Origin of the sequence: Corynebacterium aquilae DSM 44791 (assembly GCF_001941445.1) — a bacterium.
Lineage (GTDB): Bacteria > Actinomycetota > Actinomycetes > Mycobacteriales > Mycobacteriaceae > Corynebacterium > Corynebacterium aquilae.
Genome location: NZ_CP009245.1, coordinates 2,335,846 through 2,354,272 on the forward strand (window position 1 = coordinate 2,335,846; position 18,427 = coordinate 2,354,272).

Here is an 18,427-nt window from a genome sequence, read left to right on the forward strand (position 1 = left end):
TAATTTACACGCCCCAAACCAGGCGAACAAATCACCTGCTCAATGGCCCCCATCACAGCGAAAGACCCGCCGCGGACGATGGCGTTGCGGCGGGTTTAGCGTAGAAAGGTTCCTGCGATCTCAGCGAGTTTACTTATTTCGCTTTGGTGACCTCGGAAACCCAGTTGGAGATGTCTTCGACGTCCTTGCCGTCGACCAGGACACGCGGGGAAGAAACCTTGCCGGTCAGCTGGTTGAGCTTCTCGGCGTCCTTCTTGGCCATCTCGCGCATCTCGTCAGCATCCTTGCCGTCGCGGATGGCGTCGACGGTTGCGGAATCCATGCCGAAGGACTGTGCAGCGTTGGCGAAGTCCTCGTTGCTCCACTTGTTGTAGATCTTGGCCTGGTCGCGCATCAGCATTGCGCGGTAGTTCCAGTAGTCGGTGGCGTTGCCGCTGTTAGCGACGGCGAGGGCGGCGGCGCCGGCCTTGGTGGAGTGGCCGTCCGGCTCATTGCGGTCGAGGAAGTTCAGGGGGTGGATGTTGACGATCATCTTGCCGGCTTCCACTGCGGCACGCATGTCGTCGTCGGTGGCTTCAGCCAGTTCCGCGCAGTGAGGGCAGGAGTAGTCCTCGTAGAGGTCTGCGACCGGGGTGCCGGCGGCGTCGCCGCCGTCCTTGGACAGGGTGATCATGCCGTCGTGAACCTTGACGGACATGTTGACCTTGTCGACGTTTCCTTCGGTCAGTTTCTCCGATTCGGCCTTTTCACCGTTGGTGACAATGTAGGCGAGCACCGCGGCGATGACCATGGCCACGATGACGAGAGCCCAGATAAAACCGTGGCTCTTTTCGTTGGGGGACTTAATTTTGTTACTCACGCGTCGTTTCAGCCTTCGCTTGAATGTGTTGAAGAAAAAGGGGGGGTGCGGTTCACCGGGGTTTCGCGGAAAATTAGCGAGGGGTGAACGCTTAACCTAGGTCAACCTTAAAGGAGTTGGCCTGGTTGTGTGTAGCCGGGGGGAATGCCTGGCTGGGGCGGTGCCGTGGGTCACTGTGGGTCAGGGCCATACGGCGAGTTTGGTCCAGGGGCGTCGCGCGGTGATGACGGCCATGGCCACGAAGATGGTGTCGCGCAGAATTTCGCTGGCGTATGTCCACCAGGTGACGTCTTCGTTGTAGCCGCCGGCGCCGAAGCAGCCGCAGTCGATGGTGAGGCCGCGCGCCCATGCGGAGGCGATGCCGGCGATGAAGCCAAGGAAAATCAGGGCGGATAGTCCGCCCAGCCAGCGCAGGGCGATGCCGAGCAGGATCAGCACTCCGAGGGCGATTTCCACGGGCGGGAGCACGGTGGCGATCAGGTCGGAGACGTTTTGGCTGAACAGCTCGTAGGCGGCGACGGATTGTTTGGTGGCGACGGGCTCCGTGATTTTGGTGGCGCCACTGATGATCCAGACCAGGGCGAGACCGAATCGACAGGCCATGGACAGCCAGTCGCGCCAGCTGGTGGCGCGTGCGCTTGCGGTATCGTGCGGCATGCTTTAAACCCTAGTTCACCGGCACATTGCGGGGGTATTGGTGGGGCTTCCCGGCCGGTTTTTCACAGCATTCTTGCAGCTTTGGGTTGGTGGTGAGCCGCTGGGCGCACAGGGCTAGGCCCCACATCGTTGGGTTGATGTGGGGCCGTGCGGGGTGCGCCGTCGGGTTTTAGGAACCGAGGACGCTGGAGACCAGTTCTTGGGCTTCTGCTTGGACGCGGGCGAGGTGGTCTGCACCCTTGAAGGATTCGGCGTAGATCTTGTATTTGTCTTCGGTGCCGGAGGGGCGGGCGGCGAACCACGCGTTTTCGGTGGTGACTTTGAGTCCGCCGATGGCTGCGCCGTTGCCGGGGGCTTTGGTGAGCTTTGCGGTGATGTCTTCGCCGGCCAGGGTGGTGGCGGTGACGTCTTCCGGGGATAGCTTTTTCAGGATGGCTTTTTGCTCGCGGTTGGCGGCGGCGTCGGTGCGCGCGTAGACGGGGGCGCCGAATTGTTCGGCGAGTTCCGCGTAGCGCTGGGAGGGGGTTTTGCCGGTGACTGCCAGGATTTCGGAGGCCAGCAGGTCGAGGATGAGGCCGTCTTTGTCGGTGGACCAGACGGTGCCACCACGGCGTAGGAAGGAGGCGCCGGCGGATTCTTCGCCGCCGAAGCCGATTCCGCCGTCGATCAGGCCGGGGACGAACCATTTGAATCCGACGGGGACCTCGATCAGGGTGCGGCCGAGGTTGTTGACGACGCGGTCGATCATGGAGGAGGACACCAGGGTTTTGCCGACGGCGGTGCCGGGCGCCCAGTCGGGACGGTTGGTGTAGAGGTAGTCGATGGCGACGGCGAGGTAGTGGTTCGGGTTCATCAGGCCGGCGTCTGGGGTGACGATGCCGTGGCGGTCCGCGTCGGCGTCGTTGCCGGTGGCGATGTCGAAGTGTTCACGGTTGCCGACGAGGGAGGCCATGGAGTTCGGGGAGGAGCAGTCCATGCGGATTTTGCCGTCGGTGTCGAGGGTCATGAATCGCCAGGTGGCGTCGACGCGGGGGTTGACGACGTCGAGGTTGAGGCCGTAGTGCTCGCCGATGGCGCCCCAGTAGTCGACGCTGGCTCCACCCATGGGGTCCGCACCGATGTGGATGCCGGCTTTTTTGATGGCGTCCATGTCGACGACGTTGTTGAGGTCGCCGATGTAGTGGTGCATGTAGTCGTGGCGCTGGCAGCGGGGGTCGAGGACCCCGGCAACGCTGGTGCGCCGGAGGTCTTTCATGCCGCCGCGCAGGATCTCGTTGGCGCGGTTGGCGATCCAGTCGGTGGCGTCGGTGTCGGCGGGGCCGCCGTTGGGGGGATTGTATTTGAAGCCGCCGTCGCGGGGCGGGTTGTGGGAGGGGGTGATGACGATGCCATCGGCCCGCTTGGGGTCGGTGCCGGTGACGCCGCCGGTGAGGGTGGCGTTGTGGCTGAGGATGGCGTGGGAGACCGCCGGGGTAGGCGTGTAGCGACCGGCGGCATCCACCAGCACGTCGATATCGTGCGCGAGGAGGACTTCCAGGGCGCTGATCATGGCGGGCTCGCTCAAGGCGTGGGTGTCCCGGCCGATGTAGACGGGGCCGCCGATGCCGTTGGCGGCGCGGTATTCAACGATGGCTTGGGTGGTGGCCAGGATGTGGTTTTCGTTGAAGGCGGTGTCGAGGGAGGAGCCGCGGTGCCCGGAGGTGCCGAAGACGACCTGCTGATCGGGGTTGTCGGCGTCGGGGGTGCGGGTGTAGTACGCGGTTACGAGCTCGGCAATGTCGATCAGGTCGCTGTCTTGCGCAAGCTGACCAGCGCGGGGGTGAGCCATGGCTCCTCCTAGGAGTGAAATGTGGTGTGTGAAAACTTTTGGGGCTTTCCCGCCCGCCACCAGCCGCGGTGTGCGCCTGCGCGCCAAACTTGAGGTGTTCACAAGGTTCTGCGGGTGGCGGTTCGGGTGAGACCTAACGCTTCCATTGTTCCCCCAATCCCGGTGGCTTCGCAGGCGATATACCCCCCTTTTGTTTCCCCCTGAGGTACTAGGGCTGAATAGTACCCATGCCACCGATGGTGGCGCGGGGCGGTTGTTTTCACCCGTGTTGGGACACCTGCGCTGCAGTTGGCGTGGTCTCCTGTCCCCGGGCGGGGCGGATGGGAGGCGTGGGGAGCCTTTTCCGCTGTAGAGTTGCCAAGGTTTTGCCAGGTTCACAGAATTCAAGTCACATAGGCGGGGGTAGCGATTGGGGTGAATGATGGGTTAAAACAATGACAGTTAACGCATAGTATGAGATAGTAGTCACACTCACCAGCAGAGGTGGTCTCCCCCACCCCTGATCGGCTGGTTGCGCACAATGCCAACCGCCGACCTCGTTTTCATCGGCACTGCACCCCCTTAGTGGGTACGGACATGGTCGATGCTGTCATCCCAAGGAGTCCGCCATGGCGACACTACAGTCAACGCTGGATACTGTTTCCGGCTTTATTTGGGGCCCGTACCTGTTGATCCCCCTCCTCGTGGGGGCGGGCCTGTACCTCACGATCCGTCTCGGCGGCATCCAGTTCCGCGCCCTTGGTCGCGGTTTGCGACACGGCCTCATCGACGGGAGTGATTCCGGCGCGGGCGATATCTCCAACTACCAGGCGCTGACTACCGCCCTGGCCGCCACGGTGGGTGTGGGCAATATCGTCGGCGTGGCCTCCGCACTGTCGATTGGTGGCCCGGGTGCCCTGTTCTGGATGTGGATGACCGGCCTCGTCGGCATGGCCACCAAGTATGTCGAGTGCTACCTGGGTGTCCGCTTCCGCGTCACTGACGCCGCCGGCGAGCAATCCGGCGGCCCCCAGTACTACCTCAAGCGCGGCATCAAGGGTGGCCTCGGCAAGGTGCTGGGCGTCGCCTTCGCAGTCTTCGCCGTAATTGCGGCTTTCGGTATCGGCAACATGACCCAGGCTAATGCCGTCGCAGAAGGGTTGAGCAACTCCTTCAACATCGATCCGGCGATCACCGGCATCATCCTGTTCATCCTCGTTGGCACCGTGCTGCTGGGTGGCATCCAGGCCATCGGTAAAGTGACCGCCGCCTTCGTGCCACTAATGATCGTCGTCTACATCGTGGGCGCCATCATCGTGCTCATCCGCAACGCCGCGGATATTCCGGGCGCCATCGAGCTGATTTTCACCGATGCTTTCACCGGTACCAGCGCAGTCGGCGGCTTCATCGGCTCCGGTATCGCCTTGGCCATCCAGATGGGTGTGGCCCGCGGATTGTTCTCCAACGAGTCTGGCCTGGGTTCCGCCCCGATCGCTGCAGCCGCCGCGCAGACCACCCACCCGGTCCGCCAGGGTCTGGTCTCCATGACCCAGACCTTCATCGACACCATCGTCGTGGTCAGCTTCACCGGCCTAGCAATCGTCACCACGAACAGCTGGGACCTCGGCAGGGAAAACGCCGGCATCATCACCGCCACCGCTTTCAGCAAGGGTCTGCCCGGCTCCTGGGGTGACACCGTGGTCAGCCTGTCTGTGATCTTCTTCGCGTTTTCCACCATGCTCGGCTGGTCCTACTACGGTGAGCGCTGCCTCGAATCCCTCGTTGGACGTAAAGGCACCAAGCCCTACCGCATGGCGTTTACCTTGGTGGTGCTGGTCGGCGCCACGACCCCGTTGACTATCGTGTGGACCATCGCCGACATCATGAATGGCCTGATGGCGCTGCCGAACCTCATCGGATTGCTGATTCTGTCGGGCTTGGTCGCCCGCGAAACCCGTGCCTACCTCAAGTTCGACCCGCAGCTGCGCAAGAGCCCCGAGGAAGTGGCGGCATTCATCGAATCCCAAAACATGAACTGGAAGTAGCACTGGTGGCCACACCTTAAACGTGAACCACAGGTGCACTAACTAGGCTGCACCCAACCAGCCACACAAGCAGCCACACAACCAGCCAAACAACCAGCCACTGTGTTCCTACTCCTGCTTTGAAGGGGGAGTTCGAATACAGTGGCTTTTGTGAAAAGCACACACATACCCACCGCCATTGTTGCGGGTGCAGGAGCCTCCTTGGGGGCGATCACCCGCTATGCGGTGGGTATTGTCATTCCGGGACTTGCCGGCCTGCTCATCATCAATATTCTGGGCTGCTACGCCATGGGAAGGTTGAAGCCACCGGTATTTTGGTCAACGGGTTTCCTCGGGGGATTTACGAGCTTTTCCAGCTATATTGCTGTCTCCCACGCGCAAAGCATCACCACCCAAGTCGGCTATCTACTCGGCACTCTTCTTTTGTGCGTGGCCGCGTGGCTTATCGGGGACACAAGGGAAGAAAAAAGTGCTGGGAGCAAACCATGACGCTCCTGACGCACACTCTGATCCCGATCATCGTCGGCGGCTTTTGTGGCGGCGTGAGCAGATATACGTTGTCGAAACTTCCGCACGGAACCCACGTGGCGAACATGTTCGCCTGTATCGTGCTGGGAATCGTCACAGCGATAGCCTCACACGCCCCGTGGGCTGTGTTTTTAGGCGTTGGCTTTGCAGGCGCCCTATCGACGTGGTCGACGTTGGCAAAAGAGTTGGGACAACACTTTAAACAGCACCGCCCTACTGCTTATCTCCACGCGTCGATCGCTGTAACAACGGGTATGGCCATGTTTGTCCTTGGAAGCGCACTCGGCTCCTTAGTGCACTAACTACGCCGATTATGAAACGCCCCAAAGAACACTGCACCTTTCAATATCAAGCAGAGACACTAGCGGCGCGAGGTTGGGAGAAACCCCTCCCGGTGGGGAATGGGTCAAAGAATAGGGCTCAAGCATCCCAGACACCACACCAGGCGCCTTATCCCCTACCCTGTGCGAGCACTACCCTAGAATTACCCTTATCAAGACGTCAGGCCCCATCCCCCGCCGTTGCTTGGTGGTATCGGGCAATCGGTGACTCCCGATAACCCCTCGGCAGCTGCAACGCCCCCTTGGAAACCAGGCCCTGATCCCCTTTTTGGGTATGCGTGAAGCCCCCCAAAACTGTCACCACCAACCGGTGGTCACAGCCTGGGGGGCTCCATCATCATTATTCAAGTTTAGGTCGGCAGTGTCCTACTCTCCCACACACTCCCGTGTGCAGTACCATCGGCGCAGGTGAGCTTAGCTTCCGGGTTCGGAATGGGACCGGGCGTTCCCCCACCGCTAAAACCACCGACACAATCAACACTGTGTGACACGTGTGCTGTTTCTAACACTGCATAGTGGACGCGAACCTATATGTTCTCTTTGTTGTTACGCTTTTTAAGTTGATTATCAAGCAGTTCTAGACAACCACCACACACCCAACAATCAGGGTGTTTTGTGTGGTGTGTTCGGTGAATTAGTACCAGTCACCTCCACACATTACTGTGCTTCCAGATCTGGCCTATCAACCCCATAGTCTCTAGGGCACCTAATAACGAAACCTTATCTTGAAACGGGCTTCCCGCTTAGATGCTTTCAGCGGTTATCCCTTCCGTACGTAGCCAACCAGCCATGCCACTGGCGTGACAACTGGCACACTAGAGGTACGTCCGTCCCGGTCCTCTCGTACTAGGGACAGCCTTTCTCAAGTTTCAACGCGCACGGCGGATAGAGACCGAACTGTCTCACGACGTTCTAAACCCAGCTCGCGTGCCGCTTTAATGGGCGAACAGCCCAACCCTTGGGACCTACTCCAGCCCCAGGATGCGACGAGCCGACATCGAGGTGCCAAACCATCCCGTCGATATGGACTCTTGGGGAAGATCAGCCTGTTATCCCCGGGGTACCTTTTATCCGTTGAGCGACACCGCTTCCACAAGCCGGTGCCGGATCACTAGTCCCTACTTTCGTACCTGCTCGACCTGTCAGTCTCACAGTCAAGCTCCCTTGTGCACTTACACTCAACACCTGATTGCCAACCAGGCTGAGGAAACCTTTGGGCGCCTCCGTTACTCTTTGGGAGGCAACCGCCCCAGTTAAACTACCCACCAGGCACTGTCCCTAACCCAGATCATGGGCCGAGGTTAGATGCCCACTACGATCAGAGTGGTATTTCAACAACGACTCCCACACCACTGGCGTGATGCGATCACAGTCTCCCACCTATCCTACACAAACCGTAGCAGACACCAATACCAAGCTATAGTGAAGGTCCCGGGGTCTTTTCGTCCTGCCGCGCGTAACGAGCATCTTTACTCGTACTGCAATTTCGCCGGGCCTGTGGTTGAGACAGCAGGGAAGTCGTTACGCCATTCGTGCAGGTCGGAACTTACCCGACAAGGAATTTCGCTACCTTAGGATGGTTATAGTTACCACCGCCGTTTACTGGGGCTTAAATTCTCCGCTTCGACCCCAAAGGGTCTAACAGGTCCTCTTAACCTTCCAGCACCGGGCAGGCGTCAGTCCGTATACATCGACTTATCGTCTTCGCACGGACCTGTGTTTTTAGTAAACAGTCGCTTCCCTCTATTCTCTGCGGCCACAACACGCAACCATCCCGCAAAAAGGATGGCACCCGCCGTGGCCCCCCTTCTCCCGAAGTTACGGGGGCATTTTGCCGAGTTCCTTAACCACAGTTCACCCGATCGCCTTAGTATTCTCTACCTGACCACCTGTGTCGGTTTGGGGTACGGGCCATACACACACATCGCTAGATGCTTTTCTCGGCAGCAGAGGATCATCAACTTCACCCAAAAGGGCTACGCATCACGCCTCACCCACAATGCAGGACCGGATTTACCTAGTCTGCGGGCTACACGCTTACACCACAATCCAATAAGTGGCTCAACTACCTTTCTGCGTCACACCATCGCTTGGCTACTACCACATCAGGTCCCACGCACGCACACAACAACACAATCAAAGAAAGCATCATCATGATTATGGGCGGTTAGTATCAATGATTCACCATGGGCGCATGTGCACGGGTACGGGAATATCAACCCGTTGTCCATCGACTACGCCTGTCGGCCTCGCCTTAGGTCCCGACTCACCCTGGGAAGATTAGCTTAACCCAGGAACCCTTGGTCATCCGGCGGATGAGTTTTTCACTCATCATTCGCTACTCATGCCTGCATTCTCACTCGCACAGCGTCCACCACTCGGTCACCCGGCGACTTCACACGCTGCACGACGCTCCCCTACCCACCCCAACAAAATTGTTGGAGTGCCGCGGCTTCGGCGGTGTACTTGAGCCCCACTACATTGTCGGCGCAGAACCACTCGACCAGTGAGCTATTACGCACTCTTTCAAGGGTGGCTGCTTCTAAGCCAACCTCCTGGTTGTCTTCGCGATCCCACATCCTTTTCCACTTAGTACACGCTTAGGGGCCTTAGCCGGCGATCTGGGCTGTTTCCCTCTCGACTACGAAGCTTATCCCCCGCAGTCTCACTGCCGTGCTCTCACTTACCGGCATTCGGAGTTTGGCTGATGTCGCTAAGATGTTGGTCCCGCTAAACCATCCAGTAGCTCTACCTCCGGCAAGAAACACACGACGCTGCACCTAAATGCATTTCGGGGAGAACCAGCTATCACGGAGTTTGATTGGCCTTTCACCCCTACCCACAACTCATCCCCTCAGTTTTCAACCTAAGTGGGTTCGCGCCTCCACAGAGTCTTACCTCTGCTTCACACTGGCCATGGGTAGATCACCCCGCTTCGGGTCCAGGACATGCAACTAAAAAAACACCCTCGTTAGGATTCGCTTTCGCTACGGCTACCACACAACGTGTTAACCTCGCCACATGCCGCTGACTCGCAGGCTCATTCTTCAAAAGGCACGCCATCACCCCACAAAGAGGCTCTGACGGATTGTAAGCACACGGTTTCAGGTACTATTTCACTCCCCTCCCGGGGTACTTTTCACCATTCCCTCACGGTACTAATCCGCTATCGGTCACACTAAGTATTCAGGCTTACCGGGTGGTCCCGGCAGATTCACAGCAGATTTCACGGGCCCGCTGCTACTCGGGAAACAACAACAACTATCGCGACATGCTTTCATGTACGGGACTCTCACCCTCTCCGGTAGGCGACTCCACACCACTTCCACTAACACGCGCACACAGAAGCTAAGACCGGCAGACCTTAGAAACATTGCTCCCACAACCCCACGCACGCAACCCCTGCCGGGTATCACACGCACATGGTTTAGCCAACATCCGCGTTCGCTCGCCACTACTAACGGAATCACTATTGTTTTCTCTTCCTACGGGTACTGAGATGTTTCACTTCCCCGCGTAACCTCCACACACCCTATGTATTCAGATGCAGGTGACCGCCCATAACGACGGCCGGGTTTCCCCATTCGGACATCCTCGGATCAACGCTTGATTGACAACTCCCCGAGGCTTAACGCAGCCTTCCACGTCCTTCATCGGCTTAGTGTGCCAAGGCATCCACCGTGTGCCCTTACAACACACAACACAAAAAATGGTCACTAGATACTTGACAATCACCAACACACACCAACAAAAAATCAGTGCGTGCTGGTAGCAAACAAAAAGAATATAAGAAATTACATACAAAACAACCAACACACACAACCATTAGGCCATGCGCATCAATCGTTTGATGCTCGCGTCCACTATACAGTTCACAAACAACACACACCCCACCACCAACCACCACAGCACAACACATTCGTTGCACCACAACAGCCACCAGCAAGGCGTCACACACGAGCACAAATGCCCGAGACACCCAACAGTGCACCAACATACAAACAAAGGTTTTCTACAGCGTCTTTATCATGAATAAACGTGTGCTTCCACGTCAAAAAATAATCAAACAGTCACACACAACAAACAAGCCACCACACACAAAACGCATGGCAACCGGTGTGCAACCAGCAAAAAATATGCTCCTTAGAAAGGAGGTGATCCAGCCGCACCTTCCGGTACGGCTACCTTGTTACGACTTCGTCCCAATCGCCGATCCCACCTTCGACAGCTCCCCCCACAAGGGTTGGGCCACTGGCTTCGGGTGTTACCAACTTTCATGACGTGACGGGCGGTGTGTACAAGGCCCGGGAACGTATTCACCGCAGCGTTGCTGATCTGCGATTACTAGCGACTCCGACTTCATGGGGTCGAGTTGCAGACCCCAATCCGAACTGAGGCCGGCTTTCAGCGATTAGCTCACCCTCACAGGCTCGCGACGCGTTGTACCGACCATTGTAGCATGTGTGAAGCCCTGGACATAAGGGGCATGATGATTTGACGTCATCCCCACCTTCCTCCGAGTTGACCCCGGCAGTCTCTCATGAGTCCCCACCATCACGTGCTGGCAACATAAGACAAGGGTTGCGCTCGTTGCGGGACTTAACCCAACATCTCACGACACGAGCTGACGACAACCATGCACCACCTGTATACAAGCCACAAGGGAAACTACATCTCTGCAGCGATCCTGTATATGTCAAGCCCAGGTAAGGTTCTTCGCGTTGCATCGAATTAATCCACATGCTCCGCCGCTTGTGCGGGCCCCCGTCAATTCCTTTGAGTTTTAGCCTTGCGGCCGTACTCCCCAGGCGGGGCGCTTAATGCGTTAGCTACGGCACAGAAACCGTGGAAGGTCCCTACACCTAGCGCCCACCGTTTACGGCATGGACTACCAGGGTATCTAATCCTGTTCGCTACCCATGCTTTCGCTCCTCAGCGTCAGTTACTGCCCAGAGACCTGCCTTCGCCATCGGTGTTCTTCCTGATATCTGCGCATTTCACCGCTACACCAGGAGTTCCAGTCTCCCCTACAGCACTCAAGTTATGCCCGTATCGCCTGCACGCCCGGAGTTAAGCCCCGGAATTTCACAGACGACGCGACAAACCACCTACGAGCTCTTTACGCCCAGTAATTCCGGACAACGCTCGCACCCTACGTATTACCGCGGCTGCTGGCACGTAGTTAGCCGGTGCTTCTTATCAAGGTACAGTCACTAGCAAGCTAGCTTCGTCCCTCGCGAAAGAGGTTTACAACCCGAAGGCCGTCATCCCTCACGCGGCGTCGCTGCATCAGGCTTGCGCCCATTGTGCAATATTCCCCACTGCTGCCTCCCGTAGGAGTCTGGGCCGTGTCTCAGTCCCAATGTGGCCGTACACCCTCTCAGGCCGGCTACCCGTCGACGCCTTGGTAGGCCATTACCCCACCAACAAGCTGATAGGCCGCGGGCTCATCCTGAACCGAAAAAACTTTCCACCACACACACTAAAGTGCGGTCCTATCCGGTATTAGACCCAGTTTCCCAGGCTTATCCCAGAGTTCAGGGTAGATCACCCACGTGTTACTCACCCGTTCGCCACTCGAGTACCCAAGCAAGCTTGGGCCTTTCCGTTCGACTTGCATGTGTTAAGCACGCCGCCAGCGTTCGTCCTGAGCCAGGATCAAACTCTCCACAAAAAATCAGACATAAAATCCACTAATCAAAGTGCAAGAGTCCAAAACCTGAACAAAACAAACAACCAGCACACAACACACAAAAAACTGCGCATCATGTTCTAATGTTGTTGAATCCAAAAATTACATGAACAAAAACCAGACCCCATCCCGACGGGGATAAGCGGGGCCCGGCAACAAATTTTCTACAAAACCTGTCAATCCGTTCACATGAAAAAACTGTCACCACAAAAACAGTGGTGTTAAAGGGACAAGCAGCCCCCGACAGCACACACATGAAAAGACCAACTGTAAAAAACAAGTACATTGGTACACTATTGAGTTCTCAAACATCGTGCCCACCACACACAACAACAAGCAAAAAACGTAAACAAACGTTCACCAACTCGTTGCCGCACCATGGCGGTTCCACCGAGACTACACAAACCACAAACAGCTTGCAAATCCGGCCGCCAACACAACCACAATCCCAACCCCCAAAGCCACTTAACGTGACCTCAGAAGCAACAGAACCTGTCGCGCTGACCCGGATAAAGTTACACACCCCCACACCAGAACACAAAACCCCAGCACAACACAGGTTTTTTACAAGCGATATGTTGCTACCCAAGGGTTTTTAGGTCCGGTTGATGCCCAAACAGGTCCGTTTGTGTCCTTTATGTGGTTGCTTGTCTGTTGGGTTTGTCCCCAACAACGCACAAAGGTTCTTGCCCTGCTTCAGTGAGCGAGGGCAAGAACCTGTATGTGTTTTCTACTCTTGGATTCTTTCGATGTCCGCACCGAGCTTGCGGAGATCTTCAACGAAGTTTGGGTATCCGCGGTCGATGTGGAAGACGTCATGCACGCGGGTAGTGCCATCGGCGCAGAGTGCGGCGAGGACAAGTCCGGCGCCGGCACGGATGTCTGAGCTCCACACGTCAGTGGAGGACAGGCCTTCGCGGCCACGCAGCACCACGTGATGCCCGTCGACGCTGGCGTCTGCGCCGAGGCGCTGCATCTCGTCGACGAAACGGAAGCGGGACTCGAAAACGTTCTCGGTAATGACGGATGTGCCCTCAGCGACTGCGGCCAAACCAATAGACATGGGTTGCAGGTCAGTGGGGAATCCCGGGAAGGGCAGGGTCTGGTAGTCGACCGCCTTGGCCCGCTTAGTCATGCGCACCCGGAAGCCCTGTTCATAGGTTTCCACCTCGGCGCCCGCGTATTTCAGCTTTTCCAGCGGCAGGTGCAGGTTCTTCGGCGCGATACCACCGACGGTGATATCACCTTGGGTCATCGCTGCGGCATAGGCCCAGGTTCCGGCCACGATGCGATCGCCGACAACGGAGTGTTCTGCAGGGTGCAGCTTGTCAACGCCAGTAATGGTGATGGTGTTGGAACCTGCTCCCTCAATCTTGGCGCCCATTTGGATCAGCAGTTCGCACAGATCCACGATCTCGGGTTCGCGGGCTGCGTTGTCGAGGGTGGTCACGCCTTCCGCCAGGACTGCGGCGGTGAGAATGTTTTCGGTGGCACCCACGCTCGGGAATCCCAGAGAAATGTGCGCGCCTTTAAGACTATCGGCCTGAGCAACGACGCAACCGTGCTCAATCATGGTGGTTGCGCCCATCTTTTCAAGGCCGGATTGGTGCATGTCGAGGGGGCGGGATCCGATGGCGTCGCCTCCGGGAAGGGCCACCTTCGCCCGGCCACAACGCGCGGTAAGCGGACCGAGGACGCACACCGAGGCACGGAACTGACGGACTGCGTCGAAATCCGCATCGCTGGTGAGCTCTGCCGGGGTGGTGATGTGAACGGTCTGCCCGTCAATCTCTACCTCGCATCCCAGGCCGACGAGTACGTCGCGCATGAGGGGGACGTCGAGAATTTCAGGACAGTTATGCAGCGTCGTGGTGCCCTCGGCGAGGAGGGCTGCGGCCATCAGCTTCAGCACGCTGTTTTTGGCTCCGCTTACTTTGACTGCCCCGTTGAGTCGGGCTCCACCAGTGACGAGAAATAGGTCTTTCACGCGACCCAGCCTAGCGAAAGAAACTAGGCTGGGAGGCATGTCTGTGCACTTGACCAAGATTTACACCCGTACCGGCGACGATGGAACCACCGGCTTGGCGAATTTTTCTCGCGTCCCTAAGGACGATCCGCGCTTGGTGGCTTATGCCGACTGCGATGAGGCCAATTGTGCTATCGGGGTGGCGGTAGCGCTTGGTCAGCTTAACGAGGACGTCAAGGAAGTTTTGCTGCGGGTGCAAAATGAGCTGTTCGATGCGGGTGCCGATTTGGCTACTCCCCTGGAGGAGAACCCGAAGTATCCGCCGCTGCGGATTGAGCAGGACTATATTGACCGGTTGGAGGCGGACTGCGACCGTTTCAATGAGCGACTGGAGCCGCTGAGTTCCTTTATTTTGCCGGGCGGCACGCCGGGGGCGGCGTTGTTGCATTCGGCCCGCGCCATCGTGCGTCGTGCGGAGCGTGCCGCGTGGGCGGCTGTGCGCAGCAATCCGGAGACGACGAGTGTGGCACCGGCGAAGTATCTCAATCGCCTGTCCGATCTGCTTTTTATTTTGTGCCGTATCGCTAATGGGGGCGACGATGTGCAGTGGGTTCCGGGTGGCGACCGCAACGACGGGCCCGCGAAGAAGCAGTAGGGTTTAGCGGCTGAAACGCTGAACTGCCCCGCACCTCGGAGATTCGGGTGCGGGGCAGTTCTTTTTCGGTAGTGGGGCAATCAGGGCAGTGCGCCGATGCGACGGGCTGCATTGACGGCCTCGTAGCGGGTGTGGGCACCGAGTTTGCGCATCACGCTGCGCAGGTAGCTCTTGACGGTTTCGGGACCAATGCCCATTTCTTGGGCGGCTTCGACGTTGGTGTGGCCGAGGGCAACGCAGGCGAGGACGTCGAGTTCGCGGGCAGACAGCTTGGTGGTCTGCTTGACCCGGACTGGGGTAACCATTTGGTCACACACTTCTTCAAGTTCCTGTCGCAGCTCACCATCATCGAGCCGGTTGACGACCATGCGAAGTTTGCCATGCGCGGAGCGGATCTGTTCCCATTCAGCACCGTTCATCATGCGCCCCTGCTTCATGGGGTTCAGGCGGCCCATGTCATTGCGGCGGAAGGCCGCGTTGACGGCAAACTCTTGCTCAAGCACCCGGGCGGTCATGGTGACTTCTTCGATGACCTTGTCACCCAGGCGAACCGGGGAGTGCACACCCACGTACAGCACACCGCGAATTTCGCGGCCCACGATGACAGGGACTGCAACGATGCTGAACAGTCCCTCGTCGAGGACTGCGTCGTCGTATTCGTGGCTGATCACGTTGGCGCGGGAGTAGTCGGACACGCCGACGGGGCGGCGGGTCGACATCACGCGGCCACCGACACCGCAGCCGGTGTCGATGATGAGGTTTTGCAGTGCGGGGGTACGTAGCCCCACCCAAGAGTGAATCTGTAGACGACCATCCGGCAGGACGCCGGCAAACATGGTCACGGGAATACCCGTCGCAGATTTCAGCTGGGTCAGTGCTGAGCGAATGGCGTCTTCGTCATCCTTCAGGCGTCCGGAATCCACGCGTTCCTCCTAGGAAAAGGGGTTGTATTAGGCCTGTGACATGGGAAGTTGGCAATCCTGCGCGCGTGCGCTGGCTTACCTTGGGCTGGGATTACCCGATAGGCCTCAATTACTGAACAGATTATAACTGCCAATCGGGGGTGATTCGCCAGGTTTTCGTGTTGTCTTTTTCGCCAAAGGTGCCCGAATGGTGTTGCCTCCGCCACCATTTCGCCCGGAGGAAGCCCCCTCGCTTTCACCCCTTGGGCCAAATTTTTTGCATGGAAAGTCCGTAAGTCACCACCCCCACAAAGTACTCCCACCCCCAGGAAACTGCTGGCAGTAGGGTTTTTCTTATAGGAAACCCCCGGGGGTTTATGGCGGGAAGTCGCGGGGGTAGCCACATGGGATGCCCCCTACCGCGTGAAGCACCCCCAAAGTTGTCATAGTCATGCAGAACACCCACCCCTGTGGGGTGAATTACACAAGTTTTTTTCACATATCTGCCCTGCCTGCCCCGGCGTCGATGTCCGAACGGAAACTTTTGCGTGCCCTATGCCCCTCCCCCGCGGGCGCACCCGCAAGTTAGCCCCGGGGGTACCGGGCCGCATTGGCTTAGGGTGGACTTCCCCCGGAGGGTTGAAAAGCGCTACAATTACTCCTTGCAACATGGTTCGCCCGTGACATACCCGCATTTCGATCGTTGAGCGGTGCGCGCACTATTTTTCCATCCGGCACGGTGGTTGTTTGTGCGCTTTAAGCTCGCTTTTCGGGATCGGGGTTGACGCGGCCGACGCAAGAGGGAATCCGATGCAATTTCGGAGCTGTCCCGCAACGGTAAGCACAGGGATCAATCTCCTTGATGATTGTGTAAGCCCGATACCTGCCTGTTGTGTCACAACATGTGTGCGCCGACGTCGTTTTCGTGGGTCTTCGGCGCACCTCAACTCATAGCTTTTCTTTCCCAGCTACTGGCTGTCAGGTGGGAAAGTTTCCATCGCTGAGGTTTGCTCGCGGTGTCGTTGCTCCCGTTTCACTGGGCGGCACCCTGGCGACAACGTTTGTTGTTGCACGTGGCTCGGGCGCAATGGTTTCGCTGCGTAGATTTTGCTGCGGTGGGAAGTGATGGTTGTCGTTGTGTCCCGTTACATGCCCGTGGATAGGCATCGTCGGTGATAATTGATTGCACTTCGCTTCGCGCGCCGTGGCGTGCGGGGTGATGGCACTGGATTCTCCAACATCCGGTTGTGGCTTTTCTCCCCTTTTTCAAGTCACGGTTAGTGCAGTCGATGGTCTCTTGTCGAGCTATCGGCGGGCATGTGCTTTTGGGGAGTTATTTTTTTGTCTTTTTACGCCAAAACCCTGCCTTTTGGGGGCAGGGTTTTGGTGTGTGGGGGTCTTTAGAGGAGTTGCTCTGGGTGTTCGATGGTGCGCCCGAGCGCGTGGCTGACGGCTGGCGCCCAAGGCAGTTCCAGTCGGGCCCGGCTGATGAGTTCCTTGTCGGTCATGATCTCGCCTGGGGATCCCACGTGGAGTTTTCCGTCGACTAGGACGGCTACTGTGGTGGCGAATTCGTAGGCCATGTTGACGTCGTGGGTGGATAGGACGACTGCGGTGTGCCGCTCGTGTAGGGCGTTTAGGGTGTGGTGGAGTTGGCGGCTGCCTGCCGGGTCAAGTCCTGCGGTTGGCTCGTCGAGGAGGAGGATTTCTGGCTGCATGGCTAAGGCACCTGCCAGAGCAACGCGTTTGCGTTGGCCGTAGGACAGTTGGTGTGGCACGCGGTGGGCCAGGTCGGTGATTTCTGCGGCTTCCATGGCGGCGGCGACTCGTTGGCGGACTTCGTCTTCGCTCAGGCCTTGGTTGGTGGGCCCGTAGGAGACGTCGGCTGCGACGGACATGGCGAAGATTTGGTCGTCGGGTTCTTGGAGTACGAGTTGAACGCTGCGGCGCAGGGCGTCGCGCCCGGCCCGGTTGTAGGTGACGGGTTGTCCGCGGTGGATGATGTGTCCCTGGGTGGGGACCCAGGCGCCGGCGAGTAGTCGAAAGAGGGTGGATTTGCCGGATCCGTTGGCGCCGAGCAGGGCGATGCGGTCGCCGGGGCGGATGTTGAGGTTGATGCCGCGGAGGACCTGGTATCCGTTGTCGTGCGTGAAGTGCACGTCTGCGCAGCGCAGGAGGGTGTCTTTTGCGGCTGGTGGGGGTGTGGTGGCCACGGGGGTTCCTTGGGTGAGCTATTAACGCCACACGATGCCTGCGGCGGCGAGGGCGATGAGGGCTGCGGCGGTGAGGATGAGGACTTTCGGGCGGGCCGGTGTGTAGGGGTCGAGTGTTGCCGACGATCCCATGGGGGCGCGCAGTTCGAGTCCTTCTTGCAGTGTTTTTGCCCGGGTCAGGGATATGACAAACAGGCTGGCGGCTTGGCTGGCTACGGAGGTGATCCAGCGGCGCATGCTGGTGTGTCCGAGGCGTTGTGCCTGGGCGAGCCACATGGTGCGCGCGGTGTCGATGAGGGTGCCGACCATGCGGTACATCAGCATGGTGACGTGGGCGAGCTCTTCGGGGTAGCCGAGTTTGCGCAGCCAGACCAGGAGTTGCGCCATGGGGGTGGTCAGGGCGAACAGCATGGTGGCGCTCATGCCTACGGTGCAGCGGGCGAGGACGATGAGTGCGTCGTGGACGCCGCCGTCGATGCGGACGAAGCCGTGGGGGGTGAGTGCCACGATCAGGGGTGCCAGTCCCAGGGCGATGAAGCTGGCGGGGGCCAGGATGAGTGCGGCGTAGAGTTTGGCCGGCACGCGGGCAGCGATCGCGAGGGCGAGGATGGCTGCTGCAACGACGGGAAGCACTGGCCATACGGGGACGCTGATTGCCAGAATCAGCAGCCCGAGGATGGCCAGTGCTTTCTCCCCCACTGATGCGTATGCCCATCGGTTGTTCGCCGCGGCGAGTTCCAGGGGGTTCACGTCGGTGGTGTC

General features: G+C 58.5%; 11 protein-coding genes, 3 rRNA genes and 1 riboswitch. Of the genes, 4 read left to right on the top strand and 10 right to left on the bottom strand.

Annotated elements, in window-relative coordinates:
• Window positions 1-133: 133 nt before the first annotated feature.
• The 3 genes from CAQU_RS09905 to pgm all read right to left on the bottom strand — a co-directional run bounded on the left by CAQU_RS09905 (window position 134) and on the right by pgm (window position 3,344).
• Window positions 134-859, bottom strand: a complete 726-nt coding sequence (locus CAQU_RS09905) for a DsbA family protein (RefSeq protein ID WP_075727350.1) — start codon at window positions 857-859, stop codon at window positions 134-136.
• A 180-nt stretch (window positions 860-1,039) separates the two neighbouring features.
• Window positions 1,040-1,516, bottom strand: coding sequence for a MauE/DoxX family redox-associated membrane protein (locus tag CAQU_RS09910; RefSeq protein ID WP_075727352.1), 477 nt, complete (start codon window positions 1,514-1,516; stop codon window positions 1,040-1,042).
• 169 nt (window positions 1,517-1,685) lie between these two features.
• On the bottom strand, window positions 1,686-3,344 hold the full coding sequence (pgm, locus tag CAQU_RS09915; RefSeq protein WP_075727354.1) for a phosphoglucomutase (alpha-D-glucose-1,6-bisphosphate-dependent): 1,659 nt from the start codon (window positions 3,342-3,344) through the stop codon (window positions 1,686-1,688).
• A 608-nt stretch (window positions 3,345-3,952) separates the two neighbouring features.
• Between pgm and CAQU_RS09920 the strand changes: the two genes are divergently transcribed.
• The 3 genes from CAQU_RS09920 (at window position 3,953) to CAQU_RS09930 (ending at window position 6,198) form a co-directional block, all read left to right on the top strand.
• On the top strand, window positions 3,953-5,368 hold the full coding sequence (locus tag CAQU_RS09920) for an alanine/glycine:cation symporter family protein (protein WP_075727356.1): 1,416 nt from the start codon (window positions 3,953-3,955) through the stop codon (window positions 5,366-5,368).
• Window positions 5,369-5,518: 150 nt separating this feature from the next.
• A complete protein-coding gene (locus tag CAQU_RS09925) occupies window positions 5,519-5,857 on the top strand; it encodes a fluoride efflux transporter family protein (RefSeq protein ID WP_245797255.1) in 339 nt (112 codons plus the stop codon).
• Complete coding sequence (locus CAQU_RS09930) at window positions 5,854-6,198, top strand: fluoride efflux transporter FluC (RefSeq protein WP_075727358.1); 345 nt, start codon at window positions 5,854-5,856, stop codon at window positions 6,196-6,198. Before CAQU_RS09925 ends, CAQU_RS09930 begins: the two co-directional genes overlap by 4 nt.
• 392 nt (window positions 6,199-6,590) lie before the next feature.
• Here the strand turns inward: CAQU_RS09930 and rrf are convergent.
• The 4 genes from rrf to murA all read right to left on the bottom strand — a co-directional run bounded on the left by rrf (window position 6,591) and on the right by murA (window position 13,916).
• A 5S ribosomal RNA gene (rrf, locus tag CAQU_RS09935) occupies window positions 6,591-6,707 on the bottom strand.
• 144 nt (window positions 6,708-6,851) lie between these two features.
• Window positions 6,852-9,940 (bottom strand): 23S ribosomal RNA (locus tag CAQU_RS09940).
• A 444-nt stretch (window positions 9,941-10,384) separates the two neighbouring features.
• A 16S ribosomal RNA gene (locus tag CAQU_RS09945) occupies window positions 10,385-11,911 on the bottom strand.
• The 16S, 23S and 5S rRNA genes sit together here, the layout of an rRNA operon.
• A 748-nt stretch (window positions 11,912-12,659) precedes the next feature.
• Window positions 12,660-13,916, bottom strand: coding sequence for a UDP-N-acetylglucosamine 1-carboxyvinyltransferase (gene murA / locus CAQU_RS09950; protein WP_075727360.1), 1,257 nt, complete (start codon window positions 13,914-13,916; stop codon window positions 12,660-12,662).
• 37 nt (window positions 13,917-13,953) lie between these two features.
• Here murA and CAQU_RS09955 point away from each other — a divergent pair, with 37 nt between their 5' ends.
• The gene (locus tag CAQU_RS09955; protein ID WP_075727362.1) at window positions 13,954-14,550 is read left to right on the top strand and encodes a cob(I)yrinic acid a,c-diamide adenosyltransferase; all 597 of its coding nucleotides are present in this window, start codon (window positions 13,954-13,956) and stop codon (window positions 14,548-14,550) included.
• Window positions 14,551-14,630: 80 nt separating this feature from the next.
• Here CAQU_RS09955 and ramA read toward each other — a convergent pair whose 3' ends face one another.
• The 3 genes from ramA to cbiQ form a co-directional block, all read right to left on the bottom strand.
• Entirely contained in the window at window positions 14,631-15,473 is an 843-nt protein-coding gene (gene ramA / locus CAQU_RS09960; protein ID WP_075727364.1) for an acetate metabolism transcriptional regulator RamA, read from the bottom strand.
• A gap of 733 nt (window positions 15,474-16,206) precedes the next feature.
• Window positions 16,207-16,357, top strand: a riboswitch (cobalamin riboswitch).
• Window positions 16,358-16,852: 495 nt separating this feature from the next.
• Window positions 16,853-17,665, bottom strand: a complete 813-nt coding sequence (locus CAQU_RS09965) for an energy-coupling factor ABC transporter ATP-binding protein (protein WP_075727366.1) — start codon at window positions 17,663-17,665, stop codon at window positions 16,853-16,855.
• 21 nt (window positions 17,666-17,686) lie between these two features.
• Window positions 17,687-18,415, bottom strand: coding sequence for a cobalt ECF transporter T component CbiQ (gene cbiQ / locus CAQU_RS09970; protein WP_075727368.1), 729 nt, complete (start codon window positions 18,413-18,415; stop codon window positions 17,687-17,689).
• Window positions 18,416-18,427 lie beyond the last annotated feature (12 nt).

Excerpts from the sequence above, each read along its gene's own strand:
- pgm (WP_075727354.1), bottom strand. The coding sequence starts at position 3,344 with ATGGCTCACCCCCGCGCTGGTCAGCTTGCGCAAGACAGCGACCTGATC.
- CAQU_RS09910 (WP_075727352.1), bottom strand. The coding sequence starts at position 1,516 with ATGCCGCACGATACCGCAAGCGCACGCGCCACCAGCTGGCGCGACTGG.
- CAQU_RS09920 (WP_075727356.1), top strand. The coding sequence starts at position 3,953 with ATGGCGACACTACAGTCAACGCTGGATACTGTTTCCGGCTTTATTTGG.
- CAQU_RS09955 (WP_075727362.1), top strand. The coding sequence starts at position 13,954 with ATGTCTGTGCACTTGACCAAGATTTACACCCGTACCGGCGACGATGGA.
- CAQU_RS09930 (WP_075727358.1), top strand. The coding sequence starts at position 5,854 with ATGACGCTCCTGACGCACACTCTGATCCCGATCATCGTCGGCGGCTTT.